At 35.4% G+C, this 15,474-nt stretch carries 14 protein-coding genes; 11 read left to right on the top strand and 3 right to left on the bottom strand.

Annotated elements, in window-relative coordinates; genetic code table 11:
• Positions 1-200 precede the first annotated feature (200 nt).
• The 7 genes from FG27_RS12790 (at position 201) to FG27_RS19400 (ending at position 5,622) form a co-directional block, all read left to right on the top strand.
• Positions 201-959, top strand: coding sequence for an MATE family efflux transporter (locus tag FG27_RS12790; protein WP_081912620.1), 759 nt, complete (start codon positions 201-203; stop codon positions 957-959).
• A gap of 208 nt (positions 960-1,167) precedes the next feature.
• Positions 1,168-1,914: a LytTR family DNA-binding domain-containing protein gene (locus FG27_RS12785; protein WP_037319704.1), complete on the top strand. Its 747-nt coding sequence runs from the start codon at positions 1,168-1,170 to the stop codon at positions 1,912-1,914.
• 120 nt (positions 1,915-2,034) lie between these two features.
• Complete coding sequence (locus FG27_RS12780) at positions 2,035-2,799, top strand: hypothetical protein (protein ID WP_037319701.1); 765 nt, start codon at positions 2,035-2,037, stop codon at positions 2,797-2,799.
• A 14-nt stretch (positions 2,800-2,813) separates the two neighbouring features.
• On the top strand, positions 2,814-3,224 hold the full coding sequence (locus FG27_RS12775; protein ID WP_156101230.1) for a hypothetical protein: 411 nt from the start codon (positions 2,814-2,816) through the stop codon (positions 3,222-3,224).
• 15 nt (positions 3,225-3,239) lie between these two features.
• Complete coding sequence (locus FG27_RS12770; RefSeq protein WP_037319697.1) at positions 3,240-3,758, top strand: nuclear transport factor 2 family protein; 519 nt, start codon at positions 3,240-3,242, stop codon at positions 3,756-3,758.
• 32 nt (positions 3,759-3,790) lie between these two features.
• Positions 3,791-4,735 (top strand): NAD-dependent epimerase/dehydratase family protein, encoded by a 945-nt coding sequence (locus tag FG27_RS12765; protein WP_369794119.1) that lies wholly within the window; start codon positions 3,791-3,793, stop codon positions 4,733-4,735.
• 29 nt (positions 4,736-4,764) lie between these two features.
• Complete coding sequence (locus FG27_RS19400; RefSeq protein WP_231563319.1) at positions 4,765-5,622, top strand: nuclear transport factor 2 family protein; 858 nt, start codon at positions 4,765-4,767, stop codon at positions 5,620-5,622.
• A gap of 167 nt (positions 5,623-5,789) precedes the next feature.
• Here FG27_RS19400 and FG27_RS12755 read toward each other — a convergent pair whose 3' ends face one another.
• Entirely contained in the window at positions 5,790-7,751 is a 1,962-nt protein-coding gene (locus FG27_RS12755) for a histidine kinase dimerization/phosphoacceptor domain -containing protein (protein WP_231563318.1), read from the bottom strand.
• A 197-nt stretch (positions 7,752-7,948) separates the two neighbouring features.
• On the opposite strand from FG27_RS12755, the gene FG27_RS19140 reads away from it, so the two are divergent.
• The 4 genes from FG27_RS19140 (at position 7,949) to FG27_RS12735 (ending at position 11,793) form a co-directional block, all read left to right on the top strand.
• The gene (locus tag FG27_RS19140; RefSeq protein WP_037319691.1) at positions 7,949-8,122 is read left to right on the top strand and encodes a Lacal_2735 family protein; all 174 of its coding nucleotides are present in this window, start codon (positions 7,949-7,951) and stop codon (positions 8,120-8,122) included.
• A 226-nt stretch (positions 8,123-8,348) separates the two neighbouring features.
• On the top strand, positions 8,349-9,533 hold the full coding sequence (locus FG27_RS12745) for a PepSY domain-containing protein (protein WP_037319689.1): 1,185 nt from the start codon (positions 8,349-8,351) through the stop codon (positions 9,531-9,533).
• A 129-nt stretch (positions 9,534-9,662) separates the two neighbouring features.
• A complete protein-coding gene (locus tag FG27_RS12740) occupies positions 9,663-10,112 on the top strand; it encodes a pyridoxamine 5'-phosphate oxidase family protein (protein WP_037319687.1) in 450 nt (149 codons plus the stop codon).
• Between the two features lie 217 nt (positions 10,113-10,329).
• Positions 10,330-11,793, top strand: a complete 1,464-nt coding sequence (locus tag FG27_RS12735; protein WP_037319684.1) for a glycoside hydrolase family 130 protein — start codon at positions 10,330-10,332, stop codon at positions 11,791-11,793.
• A gap of 7 nt (positions 11,794-11,800) precedes the next feature.
• Here the strand turns inward: FG27_RS12735 and FG27_RS12730 are convergent, their stop codons facing one another.
• Both FG27_RS12730 and FG27_RS12725 read right to left on the bottom strand, forming a co-directional pair.
• Positions 11,801-12,823, bottom strand: a complete 1,023-nt coding sequence (locus FG27_RS12730) for a glycosyltransferase family 4 protein (protein WP_037319681.1) — start codon at positions 12,821-12,823, stop codon at positions 11,801-11,803.
• Complete coding sequence (locus FG27_RS12725; protein WP_051935850.1) at positions 12,823-15,102, bottom strand: glycosyltransferase family 4 protein; 2,280 nt, start codon at positions 15,100-15,102, stop codon at positions 12,823-12,825. The genes FG27_RS12730 and FG27_RS12725 overlap by 1 nt, the downstream gene beginning before the upstream one ends.
• Positions 15,103-15,474 lie beyond the last annotated feature (372 nt).

Here is a 15,474-nt window from a genome sequence, read left to right as displayed (position 1 = left end):
ATGATCTTTTGAGTAGATATGGAAAAAGGAAGAAAAATGTAGTCAAATATTACTGTTTGATTTTAAAAGTAGAATGTAGGCAGATGCTAAGTAAATACGGGATCTACAATCGTTAAACTTTTTTTAAACATATAATTACACCAATGATATTTTGAATTACCTTTCCTATAAAACCAGGTTTTTATTTAATCCTTTGGGATATGGAAAAAAGTACTCACTCCATACCTGTAAAGTCTCCTAAAAGAAATCTTTGGAAAGCACTTTTAGAGGCAATTAAAGGCACCGAGGCAGATTATACTACGATCAGCCTGAAACGAGCTATTTTTCTTCTGGCTGTTCCTATGATTCTTGAACTGGTAATGGAATCAACCTTTGCCCTGGTTGACATTTATTTTGTTGGTAAACTGGGAGCCTCAGCTGTAGCCACCGTAGGTCTTACTGAAACCTATTTATTTTTGTTGTATTCCATTGGAATGGGACTCTCTATGGCAGTAACTGCCATCATCGCCAGGCGAATCGGTGAGAAGAAAGGAGAAAATGCATCTGAATCTGCAGTGCAATCTATCATCCTTGCCATCTTATCTGCGATACCATTTTCCATAGCAGGTATTTTCTATGCTGAGGAACTTTTAGCCCTTATGGGAGCAGACTCCTGGACACTTACTTATGGCACTTCTTATTTGCAATGGATGCTTGGAGGAAATGTGGTGATCTTGTTATTGTTTGTTATTAATGCGGTGTTTCGCGGGGCGGGAGATGCAGCTATAGTAATGTGGGTATTGGGAATCGCCAATGGAATCAATATTGTTTTAGATCCCTTGCTGATCTTTGGCTGGGGTCCTTTTCCGGCTATGGGCCTGGAAGGTGCAGCCATCGCAACTAATATTGGCCGCAGCTTCGGGGGTACTTGTACAAATATAATATTCTCCTATTCGGTAAAACGAATTGAAGAAAAATAATTTATTGATAATCTGCGAGTTAAAGTTTGAGAAAAATCGTTAAATTAGATTATAAGTCCTGAAAAAGCCTGCTATACAAGATTTCAGAAAGCTCCACCCCAAATTATACTAACCTGCACTGCAGATTTTTCTGAATTTTAGATCAGAGAAACTGCTTAGTCCTATTTTGGAAAAAATAAAACTCATATGAGAACAATAAAAGTACTCGATGATTCAACCGGTGCAAATATTAATTGTTGAGGACGAAATGATTATTGCCGCAAATATTTCTCTTCAACTTACAGAAATGGGTTACGAAGTTTCAGGAGTTGTTCCTAGAGGAGAAGATGCTTTAAATCACCTGAAAGATAATGTCCCAGATATTGTATTAGTAGATATTCAACTTAAAGGCAAATTAGATGGAATAGAAACTACTCGAAAAATGCAGGAATTTTATCCAAATTTGGCTATTATATACCTTACCGCCAATGCCGATGAAGCCCACTTTAATCGAGCTAAAACTACTAATCCCTATGCTTTCATTTCAAAACCATTTAAGAAGCTGGATTTGCAGAGAAGTATAGAACTCACTGTTAATCAGTTAAAATGCAATATTGCTACTCCCGCACACAAAGCTAAAACCGAAAACGCTACTTTCGTTTTAAAAGAATGTCTTTTTATAAGACACCAGGATTCTATGGTTAAAGTTGATATTAAAGCCATTAGATATATTGAAGCCGAACGGAATTATTGCAGAATTTACTCTACAGAACGAGAATACTTGCTGGTGACTACACTTAAGGATATGGATAAAAAACTTCCTGAAAAACATTTTTTCAGAATTCATAGATCTTACATTATCAACTTATCCAGGATAGACGAGATAGCCGGTACCCACGTTGTAATTGCAAAAAAAGCAATCCCTATGGCTAAAGGCATGCGACCGGAACTTTTAAAAAGACTGCAAACTATTTAACCCCCCGGATAAATATAATGTCTTTTAGGACAGTATTCTACCCTATTCATCCTAACTCACTTGTTTTCAGATATTTCCTAAACTAAATTGACTTAACAATTAATTTTAAATCAGGAAATTATGAAAAATCTAAATTTTATTGCCGTGCTTTTTGCAATCGTACTATTGCAAACTCCAAATCTATTTTCGCAAAATGGGAATCAGGCCTACTGGGTACATGAAGATCAGGTAAAACCTTCTATGTTGAAAGAATATGAAGCCGTTACCAAAGATTTTATTAAAGCCTGTAAGGAACACGATCTTAAAGAGGCAGACTGGGCTACAGCGCGTATTGATGGCGGAACCTATTTAACTATAGCTCCCATAAATAGCATGGCCGATTTTGACAAAAATCCTATGGCTCCTTTAGCCGAAAAAATGGGAGAAGAAAACTTCAGGGCTATTTTTAGTCGATTTGATAAATGCTATGATACCCATCGAAATTATATGGTACATTTAATAGACGATATGTCTTATATGCCCAATGGTCTTACCACAAATACCGAGGGAGAAGATTACCGGAAGTGGCATTTCTTTCACGTGACACCACAAAATATTGCAAACCTTAGAGACAAGATGAAGGAAGTTAAATCCCTTTATGAAACAAAAGGTGCTAAACAACATTTCAGAATTTATCGCAATGGTTTTGGAAGTACTGGAGATTATTACCTCGTGGTGATTTCAGCCAAAGATGCGCAATCCTATGCTAAAACTTCTGAAGAAACAGATAAACTGCTTGGAGAAGAGGGTGAGAAATTATTTGATGATCTCATGCAATATGTTCATAAATATGAATCTAAAACAGGCCGTATGCGTCCAGATCTAGCTTATAACAGCTCCAATTAATTAAATACACAGCTATGAAAGTCTTACACCTCTATTTCATCTCATTACTTATTGGCTTGTTTACTTCAAACTATTTGCAGGGACAAGAGAAAATTGATCAGAATTTGGTAAAACAGCTATACGAAGTTTTACAAAATAAGAATGCTACGTCAAATGAAATTAAAGCTATAACGAACAGTATAGATTGGGATGAAATAGAAAGTGTAAAGAAAACCAATTACAATATTACGCTTGGCGGAATTTTAAAAAATGAATGGCAAAGCATTCTATTTAAGAATCTAAATTTTGAGTTATCAGATAAAAATAAGGTTTTGGTAACCGGAATAGTGAAGGAGCGCAAAGCATCAGAATGTGAATACATCTATACGAGTTTTAAACATTCCTGGTCTTTAAAGAATGGTAAAATAATAGGTTTCTTAGAATAATTAAAACGAAAAGTCATGAAAGAGTTAATGTCATTAGGAGTTGCAATAGTCATATTTATAGCTTGTAGCCAACAACGCACACGCTACACCCAGCAGTCACCAGAAATAGAAACTTACAAACAAGTACTGGAAGATTATGAAGATAGGGATTGGGAATCTATGGTAGCACATTATAGCGATACAGCTAAAATAATGAACAATGTAACGGAAGAAGAAGGAAAAAACCTGACGCAATTCTTAGCTGAAAACAAAAAAGATGCGTCTCAATTTTCTAGCTGGGATTTTGTAGATGATGCGTCAGAATATGAAATGATCGTGAACGATAAAGGTGAAACCTGGGTGAACTTTTGGGGCCTTTGGGAGGGCACTTTTAAAACAAATAATCAAGTGTATCAAATTCCCACCCATATTACTGCACAGTTTGTTAACGGGAAAATTGTAAAAGAGTTTGGTTACTGGGATGTTTCAAAAATAATAAAAGATATCCAGCAGGCAGATGAATTAAGTTCTTCAGAAGAAAGAACAGGGAATTAACTGTGAAAACAGTTACGACTTACTAAAATGCTATGATGATGAAAACGGTAGGAATTATAGGTGGTTCAGGCTTTATTGGAAGCTATATAACCAGGAAATTTTTGGAAGAAGGCTACGAGGTAAAAGTCTCGGTAACCAATATCCATAAGAGCGAAAAATATCAGCATCTTTTTGATCTTCAAAATTCAGAAAACCTCAACATCAGAGCTCTTAAATTGGAAGACCTGGATCCGTTAAAAGATTTTATAAAAGATTGCGAGATCGTAATTCACAGTGGTACCCCGTTTCAACTGGATGTAAAAGACCCGCAAACTGAACTTTTTGATCCTACTATAAAAGGAACCCAAAATTTTATTGAAGCAATAAGAGAAACTTCAAATACTGAAAAAGTAGTTTTTATTGCCTCTGCTGCAGCCTGGAATACCAATTTCCCTATGCCTGCGGGTGGCAAGAGCTTTTCCGATACTTTTGATGAAAAAGAGGACAGGTACACCAGTGAAGATAGCCATCCATACTCTCAAGCCAAATTTATTGCAAACCAGGTCGTTGAGAAATTCATTGCAGATAACCCGGATCTTCCATTTGAAATTTGTTCTGTTTCCCCCGTAATGGTTATGGGCAAATCTTTGTCTAATAGAGAGGACTCCACCTCTACCGGCCTGCAATTTCTTATAAAAAATAAATTGGCGCCAGATGATTTTATTCAAAGGCTGTACGATAATAATGTTCCTTTTGCCGTGGTAGATGTTGAAGATGTGGCTAATGCCACATACCAGGTGGCCGCAAAAAAAGGGTTACACTGCAAAGATTATCTTTTATCGAGTGAAACCTATAAAGTATGGGATATTCACCAAATGCTGAACCATAAAGAACCCAAAGAAAAAGCAGAAATCGTTTATAAAAACGATCTCGCAAAAACAGATTTAGGTATTCAGTTCAGGCCGGTAAAAGAAACTCTAAGGAGTTATTCTAAATGAAAAATCACCGAATTTAAAACATATTAATTATGAAAACACTTAAAAACCAGGCTATTTTCCTGGCCGTATTTTTAGTGACCATTGCCACTTTTGGGCAGGAATACGAGGAAAGTCAAAAAATAGATTATAAAACAGGCAATCCAGCTAATTGGCCAGCTGAACTGGATGCTGTGATAGCTGCTCCAAATAATCATAAAATATTATTAGAGAATGACCAGGTAAGGGTACTTGAAGTTCATTTGGCGCCGGAAGAAAAAGAGCCGCTTCACCATCACAAATGGCCAAGTGTTTTATATATTCAGGAAGCCGGCGACTTTATTGACTATGATAATGACGATAAGGTTATTTTTGATACTCAAAAACTTCCGGAACCATTAAGCTTTCCGCTAACCATGACCAAGGAATCGGAAGCACCGCATTCTGTCGTGAATCTTAGCAAGACAAAGCCAATACGTCTCATTCGGGTGGAGATGAAACCTGAAAGTACAAATCAAAATACGGGAATTATTGATGGCCTCTATAAATCTTTTGCCGAGGGTGATATTCCTTCCGTTCTGGAAGCAATGGATAAAGAAATTACATGGAACGAAGCCGAAGGTAATGCTTATGCCGATGGCAACCCATATATAGGTCCGGAAGCTATTTTAAACGGAGTCTTTGCAAGAGTTGGAGCGGAACACGATTACTTCAAGCTTGAAGGCATCGAACTGCATGAAATGAGCAACAATCAAGTATTAGCCACCCTTCGCTATAATGCTAAAGTTAAAGAAACAGGGAAAACTTATAATGCACAAGTCGCTCACCTTTGGACTTTAAAAGATGGAAAAGTTAGTGCATTTCAGCAATATGTAGATACTAAAAAATTAAATGATGCTACGAGCAAATAGTAAACTACTTCGGAGCAAGCTCACGAAGTTTTAGAATTGGAAAATACAATTTGATTTCGAGGTAAGCCTTGGAGCATTTAATCTCGATTATCGAGTAAAATTTGGCACAATATATTTCTAATTGAACTAGCTCGAAGCATTTAAATATTGACTATCATTAAAAAAAATTAGGGAAGTCGGTTTACTTTAAAATTAAATAAATATTGGGTACCCGAGGTGTAAATCACCTGCATTGTGCCATCCAACTGCCGGGTAAGCAAGTTGATGAGTTTTTTCCCGAAACCGGTTCCTTTTACTGGTTCACCTTCGGTTTGCCCTATTCCATTGTCTTTCACAAGGAGTTGTACCTCATTATTCGATCTTTTATCCAGATCTATAGTTATTTCTCCAGCTTGTTTATTTGGAAAAGCATATTTAAGACTGTTCGTCAATAATTCATTCACTATTAATCCTAAAGGTACCGCCGTATCTACGTCCAGGTGCAATTCCTTCATTTTATAGTTGATCTTAATACGTTCTTCTTCCCCAAAAGAATCCAAAATATGATTACCAAGATTGAAGAAATAATCTTTCATTTCTATGGAAGAAAGATGATCGTTTTGATATAAACGCTGATGAATAATACTCATAGAATATACCCTATTCTGACTCTCCTTCATTGCGTTTTGAACATTTGGATCTTTAATTTGAGCCGTTTGCAAGGCCAAAAGACTGGAAACCACTTCTAGATTATTTTTAACCCTGTGATGAATTTCTTTAAGTAAAAATTCTTTCTCCTTATTCTGTTTTCTTAATAGTTTATTTTTCTTTCGGTTATTGCTAAAACTAACAAATAGCACCAATAAGATTAGGAACAATAAGCCAGCGATAAGACTAATAAAGTTTTGACTCGTTTGTTGCTGCAGGAGTCTTGTTTCCTGAAGCTTAATGGTATTCTCTTTTTGAGCCACATTAAACTCGGTTTCTAACTGAGAGATACGTTGATCTGCTTCTGCGGTAAATACAATTTTATTAAGGGAATCATATTCAGAAAATGCTTTATACGCTTCCTGATACTGTTCATTTTTCGCATAAGCTTCCCCAAGACTGTTATAGGCTTTGCTTAAGAAGAAACCATCTCCAAAGCTTGGTGTAGCCACCTCGATAGATTTTTTAATATTAGTTATTGCGGCAGGATAATTTTGGTTCTGAATTTGTAACTCTCCAACCGAAAGGTAAGAACGCATTAGCATAAATGCATTATCTAAAAGATAAGCGTATTTTACAGCATTTTCGCCGGCCGCTTCAGCTTTCTCAAATTCATTTAAAAAAGCATATAAATCTACAAGAGAAATATAAACATCGCTTAGATTATTATAAAAACCGTAACGCTCCCCAATTTCTATAGAACGCTCATAATATTCCATAGCCTTATCATATTGTTTTAGGCTTAAATAATTATTTCCTACCACGTAAAGCGTAAAATCATAATCAAGATCTACTAGATTTCGTTCTTCAAAAAAGGAAAGTGATTTTAGACCATATTCCAAACCGTCCTCATATTTTTCCTGTTTCCAGAACAGGTTGCTTAGATCACTGTAAGCAACTCCAATCGCTGTTTTGTCATTTAATTTTTCTCCTAAACGTAAAGATTCCAGTGCAAAATCTGCTGCTCTTGCTAATTTGCCCCGGCGTTCGTAAACATAGCCTAATTGTGTATTAAGAAATGCAAGGTCACTTTCTGTTACTTTGGCTTCAGCTTCTTTGAGAACTGCCTCCGCTTCATCTAGTTTTTCCTGGCGCAATAGAATAGCAGCCTGGGTGATTTGGAATCTTCCATTCCAAAGCGAATTATTTTTTTCTAAAGTAAGTGCCAATCCTTTTTCGGTAAACTCCAGTGCAGTGCTGAGGTTCCTGGTATGCCAGTAATAAGCCAGATCGTTTAAAACTTCAAACTTAAGAGTATCTAATTCAATTTTCGCCAAGGATTCTTCCAGCTCTTTCAAGTAAGAAAGGCCAAAATCATCGGTTTCTACAAAAACCTTTTTGTATGGATCGGGTTTACTAAAATCGAAGATTTGCCCATAGGCCAATGAGCTAAAAAACATAAATGCAAAAAGCACCAGAATATTTTTATTATTTAAAATCAAGGATCGTAATTAGTACAGTTTTATAAAAATACCATTAAATAACTATCTCACAACATATTACTGAATTTCAGTAATTTACCTAATAGTATTCATTATTAGCATCAAATATAATGTTTAACTTATTAGTATTTAAGTTAAACATTATTTACCTTTCTCAAAAAGAAAAAATTATCAATTAATATTAAAAAAGAAGATTGATGTTTGGAATGTTTAAAAAGAAAACAGAAAAAGAAAAGTTACAGGAGAAATACCAAAAGCTACAAAAAGAATGTTTCGATCTCTCTACCACAAATCGAAAGCTTAGTGATCAAAAAGCTTATGAAGCTGAAGAAGTTATGAAACAACTGGAAAAATTAAAAGAAACAAAATAATCTGGATTAATACATTGATTCGAATATTTTAAAATAATTAAAATCTTAAACTCATTTTCCAAAGAACCATAAACCAGATATTATTTAAATAAATTCTAAATAATATTTGCGCTTTTAAGTAGAAGATTTTATTTTCGCTCTATATTTATTTAGACCTATTCTATATTATTTGCAAGGTCTAACCAAAATTAAGTATTCGGCGCATTGCCGAAATTAAATAGTGGCGATGGGAAAGAATAATCCAACTAAGAAGTTCAGGAAATATATACGCACTGTACATTTATATTTAGGACTGGCTACGGGCTTAGTTGTATTTATTGTTTCTATTACCGGTTGCCTGTGGGCGTTTCAGGAAGAAATTAAAGCCCTAACATCTAATATTCCAGAAGTTGTCCCACAAAATAATCCGGAGATAGATCCTCTGGAAGTAAAAAATATAGCCCAAAATGTTTTTCCCGGAAAACATGTTCATGGAACTTTATACCAGGGAGGCACGAGCCCAATAGAAGTAATCTTTTATGAAGAAAAACCAGAGTTTTACAAATCGGTTTTTGTACATCCCTGGAGTGGCGAAATTTTACATATAGAAGATCATCTTTCAGGATTTTTCCATTTTGTTTTAGATGGGCATATGCATTTGTGGTTGCCTGCAGAAATAGGTAGTGAGATTGTAGCATGGAGCACATTTATATTCTTTCTAATGTTAGTTTCGGGCATTATTTTATGGTGGCCAAAAAACAAAAAAGTCAGGAAGCAACGAACGTGGTTCCAATGGAAACGAGGTACTAAATGGAAACGAAAAAATTATGATCTTCATCAAATTATAGGTTTTTACACCAGTTTTATCGCGGTGATATTTATTTTCACTGGACTTATAATGACTTTTGAAAGTTTTGCCGGAGGATTTTACAAAACCATTGGCGGAGAAAAAGAAGTAGTATTTTCTGTTCCAGAAAACCCGGCTGGAAGTTTTAAAAGCACCGGGGATGGAAATGAACCTATCAGGCAATTAATGCCTTTTCTTAAAGAAAAATTTCCTGATGCGAAAAATTATGAAATTCACTATCCCTACGATGAAAAGCATAGTATTTACGTAGAAGTAAGTAATAGTGACGGAATTTACTACGATTCAGATTACAGATTTTACGATCAAAACGATCTTGCTGAAGTTCCCTCTGAAACTATTTACGGTGTTTACGAAAAAGCCGGGGTAGCCGATAAAATACTAAGAATGAATTATGATATACACGTTGGTGCCATCGCGGGATTACCGGGTAAAATTCTTGCTTTCTTAATTAGCCTACTTTGTAGTTCACTTCCTGTTACCGGTTTCCTGGTTTGGTATGGAAAAAAGGTAAAAGCCAAGACTTCCAAAAGTAAAGGAAGAAGAGTACTCGCTACTTCTAATTAAAAAGAATTCGGTTTTTATAACTTTTATCTTTCAAGTTAAGTTCCCTAAAATCTAGCTTGTAATGTTACTTGTCATATTTTATTTAGAGATAGAGAGCTAACTTACAGGGTCATTATAAGTTTAGCTAATATGAAAACCATTACCTCCACCGAAAGTACTCAATTTCTTGCCGAAAATTATATTGGCAGACTTGGATATATCTCTAAAGAAAGAGTAGAAATTATTCCTATAACTTATTGTTTTGATACCGATCACCATAGTATTTTGAGTTATTCGGGACAGGGAAATAAGATTGATGCCATGCGCAAAAATCCCTTGGTTTCCTTTCAGGTAGATGAAATCACTAATTTAGAAAAATGGAAATCTGTTTTATTACATGGCAAGTTTGAAGAATTAACAGGAATCGATGCTAAATATATGCTTCGTATTTTTTCTGAAGGAGTGAAAAAAGTGATCAAAGCTAAAGAAAAATCAAGCCCAGGATTTATACGTGATTTTTCCAGTAAAATTACCAATTCCATTACTCCCATAGTATACCGCATTAATATTGATGAGATTACTGGGCGGCAAAGAGAATAGGTTAACTAAAAGTTTTCGGCAAGAATAGATTTTTAGGTTTATTTTTCAGAATTTAATAGGCTACTATTAATTGAAGAGTGATTATTCTCCTAAGAATTTCTAAATATCTTTTTCATCTACAACTGATAATTTCCAATTTTTATTGCAAAAAATAAAAATATAAAACTACAATTCTTAAGTGGTTATAAGCTATCTTTAAAGGAGTTATACTTAAATTATGAGAGTTCCTGTAGAGCGTAAAAATGTTAAGTTCATGCCTGATTGCAGCCGGGTTGTGGTACGTTTTTTTATGAATGGTGATCAAAGAACTCAAAACCTTATCGCCAGGATAATGGCAATGAGTGATTTCCAGGTAAATCAAACCTTAGAGCAAACGCTAAGGGAATTCTCCAGGCGCCATCGTAATATTTCTAAGGTGTTTTTTAAACATTGTTCCAATATTCGCCATATTATCGAGGGGATGCAGGTGAACTATAATGATCTTTCTGAAGATAGAAAATTGCTAATTGGTTCTTACTGTACCATGGAGTTTGCGTTGGAATCGGCGGCATTTTTCAACCCTTCCATCGTAGAAGATTTTGATCAAACCTATTTAGAAGAAGGTGAAAAAAGAGTGATTATTTCCTTTAGAGCAACTGGAGAAGGGCATATTTCTTCGTTAGTTTTCAGAAGAGGTATTCTTGATAAAAACAATGATCTGCATTTATTGAAAATTGGCAATCATATAGATAAAGCAGAGATCTCACATAAAAAATTATATGATAAAAGTCGGTTTATAGAGCGTCTTTCAGAAATGGATATTCCTACAAAATTCTCTGACGCTATTATGAATAGGCTGCCCGATAGATTTGAATATTATGCCTTAAAACAGGAAGTACGTAGAATATTAGAAGACACTAGTATGATCGCGGAAAGAAGAATGGCACTGGAAGAAATGACCTGGCTGGTAGATTCTTTTTATGACATTCAATTTAAACATGATGCTGATCTCTCGGCACGTGTAATTTTTCCTATTTCAGAATCTGAAAGCAGAGGAATAGAAGATGCTCGTTTTGTTAAATTTATGGATGAAGATGGAGAAATAAAGGTTTATGCTACCTATACCGCCTACAATGGGCATACGATTTTACCTAAACTTATTTCTACCAATGACTTTTATACCTTCAGGGTAATGCCCTTGCACGGCGATGGGGCTCAAAATAAAAATCTAGCATTATTTCCTTCAAAAATAAAAGGAAAATATGCTATGCTGGCCAGAATTGATGGGGTAAATAACTATATCATGTTTTCCGATAGAACAACATTATGGAAAAACCCAATACTTCTTCAAAAACCAAAATATCCCTGGGAATTTACTCAAATTGGAAACTGTGGCTCTCCATTATGGACGGCTGAAGGTTGGTTAATTATCACTCATGGCGTAGGCCCAATGCGACGTTATTGTATTGGCGCTTCACTTTTTGACCTGGAAGATCCTACCAAAGAAATTGGCAGACTAAAAGAACCTCTAATTACGCCGCTTGAGCATGAAAGGGAAGGTTATGTTCCTAATGTGGTGTATTCTTGCGGTGCGTTAATTCATAACCAGAGCCTTATTTTACCCTACGCGCTATCAGACTACTCTTCAACCTATGCAGTGGTGAATTTAGCCGAATTATTCACCGCCCTTAAAGAAAATTAGATTCTTATTATTTAATTGACCTATTTTGTATTACGGTTCTATAAGCTTCAATATAATTATTGATCATCGTTTCCAGACTAAATTTTTTCACCGCATAGTCTCTGCAGATTTTAGGATCAATTTTATCTAATGTCTTTATCGCCAAGATCGCTTCTGAAATATTTATGGGTAGAAAACCACTTATTCCTTCGGTAATAAGTTCCGGCATACTCCCTCTTTTAAACGCGATTACCGGTGTACCGCACATCATTGCTTCCAGTACGCTTAGCCCAAAAGGTTCTTCAAAAAATATTGGGTGTAATAATGCTTTTGCACCGCCGAGTAATTCATCTCTTGTTTCAGGACCCACATTACCCAGGTATTCTACATTCTTATTATCTATAAATGGTTTTATTTTTGAATTAAAATATCCTTCATCCTGAATTAGTCCGGCTATTTTTAAACGAAACCCAGCCCGTTTCGCGATTTCAATGGCTGCGTGAGCTCCCTTATGCGGATGAATTCTTCCGAAGTAAAGCAAATAGTTCTCTTTTTCTTTTCTAAAAGTAAAATTGTTAGGATCCAAACCGTGATAAATAGTAGCAAGGTAATCCAGCTCATCGCTTCTATCTGAATCTGAAATAGAGACGTAGGAAGTTGAATTATTATATTTCTTATAAACCGGAATCATTTTGGGTGAGGAAAAGCCGTGAATTGTAGTAATAATTGGCGTTTTAATTAACCCGGAATAACTTAAAGGAAGAAAATCAAAATGGTTGTGAATAATATCGAATCGCCCGGCTTGCTCCATTAAATGACTTATATGTAAACATTCCACCACTTTTGGATCGTTCTCCTTATCTTCTTCGTAAGGTAATTTGCAGGCCCATTCCAGTTTTGCTTTGGTAATGGAATTTGCTGTGGCAAAAAGTGTGACATCATAACCTTTTTCCACTAACCCTTCAGTAATGTTTGAAGCTACCTGTTCCCAGGGACCATATTTTTCAGGTGGTGTACGCCAGGCTATTGGAGCTAAAATCGCAATCTTCATCAGGAATTAACCATTATTTTTGAAGGATTGGCAGCTTTAAATTCCTTGGTTTGATAAAGTTCTTCATAAGCTTTAAGCACGGTAAGGTGCGAGATTAAATAAGCCAAAGAACTCTCTGCGCCCTGGTTTCTATTTACTCCATAATTTTCTATACCGTCACAGCATCCTTTTGTATCAAAGTCATAAAGGCTCATTCGCAAATCATTCTCGCCTAAAAACCACATAAAAGAAAGGAATAATTTATTTAGATATTCTTTATCTTTTTTCAGTAAAAAAGCTTGATAATACATAAGTACCATAGCTAAAGCATCTACCGGTTGCTGTGCGAACATTGATCTTTCCTGGTCCTTTACATACCACTTCTTATTGCCTATAATTGAAAGATATCCGTTGTTAAAATTTTGTTCGGTAAGGAAATTCATCGCTTCCAGAGCCACAGATTGTATATAATCATCGTTCAAAATTTGGGTAGCGTGAAGTAGCGCTAAAGGTAAAATTCCATTATCGTAGGCAAGTAAATTTTCAAACCATTTCCAGTCTTCAGTATTATTTTGCTCATAATGCGTAATTAGTTTCGAACTTAGGTTTTTTAGCTGAGTAATCATTTCTTCATCTGCCGGGTTACTTTTAAGATAGTAACAAATCCCAATGATCGTATTAGCGATGCTTCGAATAGATTTTAATTTCCCAAAATTTGGTACTGCGTTAAAAAACACCAATTTTCCATTTTGATAATAGGCATCATTAGGAGCGTTTCCAATTAAATATCCCAGGGCCCAAATAGTTCTTCCAAAGGAATCTTCGGAACCAGTTGTGTCTAAAAAATTTCGATTAAAGCTTAGAAAGTTTCTAAATGTCCCATCTTCATTTTGCATATAGTGGATATAACTCAGGTAAACTGGCATTAACTCCAGCGCTAAAGAATTTTTTTTTTGATTAAAAGCCATCAAAGACATGAGTAATGCCCTGGCGTTATCATCCAGGCAATAACCCTCTTTAAGATTAGGAATTCCAAATTTTGCGTGTTGGATAATTCCTGTATCATCAGTTAATCTTTTTATATGCGCCAGTGAAAATGGTGGCAAAATTAAAGGATCTATTAAAGTTCCCTCTTCATTTAAAATTTCCTTTTTAGGGGATTTCAAAATTTCCTGAGCAAGATCTATATACTTCTCCCCTATTTTGGGCCATTTAATCTCTTTGCCATATTTAAAAGCCTTGCTTTGAATTTCCTTAAGTTTATCTGGATTATCTAATAATTCTTTAAGCGTATAAGCAAGGTCGTCTGGATCATTAAAATTAAAAAGGCGGCCTTTACCATTCTGTAATAATTCTGCCGCGTGCCAGTAAGGAGTGGAAACAACCGCACAGCCAGCGCCCATAGCATAGGTAAGCGTACCGCTGGTGATTTGGGCTTCATTAATGTATGGGGTTATATAGATATCGCAGGCAGCTAAATACTTAAATAATTCAGTTTCATCAATAAACTCATTCAATAATAAAACGTGATCCTGAAGTTTCAGATTTTTTATAAGCAGTTGTAGGTAGTTTCGGTATTCTTCTCCGGAATGGCGCACCACATTGGGGTGGGTTTTTCCCAAAACCATATATAGAATTTCTGGATGGGTTTTAATTATTTGAGGCAAAGCTTTTATAACGTTTTCAATTCCTTTATTTCTACCAATAAAACCGAAGGTCATTATTACTTTTTTCTTCTTGAGTTTAAATTCGGTCTTTGATTGTTTTTTGTCAAAATGAATATCAGGAACACCGTGTTCTATAAGATTTATCTTTTTACCCGGAACATCGTAAATAGAAGTGAGAAAAGTAATAGCCATTTGGTTCATTACCACGATACTATCGGCCATCTTACATATTTCCTTCAGAATTGCCTTTTCTATATAGGTAGGATTTTCAAGTATTGTGTGTAAAGTTACTATAATTGGGACTTTAACGTGATGCAGCAGCGGTAACACATATACTCCGCCAGATCCTCCAAAAATTCCAAATTCGTGTTCAAGAATACAAACATCTACGCCATTAGAATTTATAAAATTAGCTGCTTTTAAATAATCGGCTTGTTGCTCCTGGCGTATAGTGAGTTTAACTTCGGGTGGGTAAGTGTAAGTTTCATCATAATCGTTCATGGCGATAATGATACGTTTATGATTTTTTTCACCCTGATGGTTTTTTGCGGTCATGGCAAACGCAAGGTTTTGGGTAAAAGTCCCAATCCCGCATTCTCTCGGCGGATATGTTCCTATATAAGCAATCTTCATTTTGAAGTATTTTTTCTAGTTTACTCGATAATCGAGATTTAAATGCTCCGTCCCGTAGCATCAGGATGCCTCGAATCAAAATATTTTTCTTTTGAAATGCCTCTTGGGCTTGCCCCGAGGTAGTTTCCTATCCTTATCCCAAATCACAATTAAACCGCTAATGAATAAATTCTACTTCATCGCGTTTTACAAGCGGGAAGACTTGTTTCTTCAGTATTTTTTTGGGGCGCTTTTACCAGAAATCATTCTTTATCTTTTTGATTGGAGACTTTAATAACTTTCAAAAGAATATTTCGGGCATTGCGTTGGAGGGTGTCTTAAAGATAAGATTATTAAACCTAAAACCCTCATATTATAGGTATTAAGTTTAAC

The sequence above is a fragment of the Salegentibacter sp. Hel_I_6 genome (assembly GCF_000745315.1).
Taxonomy (GTDB): domain Bacteria; phylum Bacteroidota; class Bacteroidia; order Flavobacteriales; family Flavobacteriaceae; genus Salegentibacter.
This window is presented reverse-complemented; position numbering and strand designations above follow the sequence as displayed.

Excerpts from the sequence above, each read along its gene's own strand:
- FG27_RS12790 (WP_081912620.1), top strand. The coding sequence starts at position 201 with ATGGAAAAAAGTACTCACTCCATACCTGTAAAGTCTCCTAAAAGAAAT.
- FG27_RS12785 (WP_037319704.1), top strand. The coding sequence starts at position 1,168 with ATGATTCAACCGGTGCAAATATTAATTGTTGAGGACGAAATGATTATT.
- FG27_RS12780 (WP_037319701.1), top strand. The coding sequence starts at position 2,035 with ATGAAAAATCTAAATTTTATTGCCGTGCTTTTTGCAATCGTACTATTG.
- FG27_RS12775 (WP_156101230.1), top strand. The coding sequence starts at position 2,814 with ATGAAAGTCTTACACCTCTATTTCATCTCATTACTTATTGGCTTGTTT.
- FG27_RS12770 (WP_037319697.1), top strand. The coding sequence starts at position 3,240 with ATGAAAGAGTTAATGTCATTAGGAGTTGCAATAGTCATATTTATAGCT.
- FG27_RS12765 (WP_369794119.1), top strand. The coding sequence starts at position 3,791 with ATGATGATGAAAACGGTAGGAATTATAGGTGGTTCAGGCTTTATTGGA.
- FG27_RS19400 (WP_231563319.1), top strand. The coding sequence starts at position 4,765 with ATGAAAACACTTAAAAACCAGGCTATTTTCCTGGCCGTATTTTTAGTG.
- FG27_RS19140 (WP_037319691.1), top strand. The coding sequence starts at position 7,949 with ATGTTTGGAATGTTTAAAAAGAAAACAGAAAAAGAAAAGTTACAGGAG.
- FG27_RS12745 (WP_037319689.1), top strand. The coding sequence starts at position 8,349 with ATGGGAAAGAATAATCCAACTAAGAAGTTCAGGAAATATATACGCACT.
- FG27_RS12740 (WP_037319687.1), top strand. The coding sequence starts at position 9,663 with ATGAAAACCATTACCTCCACCGAAAGTACTCAATTTCTTGCCGAAAAT.
- FG27_RS12735 (WP_037319684.1), top strand. The coding sequence starts at position 10,330 with ATGAGAGTTCCTGTAGAGCGTAAAAATGTTAAGTTCATGCCTGATTGC.
- FG27_RS12730 (WP_037319681.1), bottom strand. The coding sequence starts at position 12,823 with ATGAAGATTGCGATTTTAGCTCCAATAGCCTGGCGTACACCACCTGAA.
- FG27_RS12725 (WP_051935850.1), bottom strand. The coding sequence starts at position 15,102 with ATGAAGATTGCTTATATAGGAACATATCCGCCGAGAGAATGCGGGATT.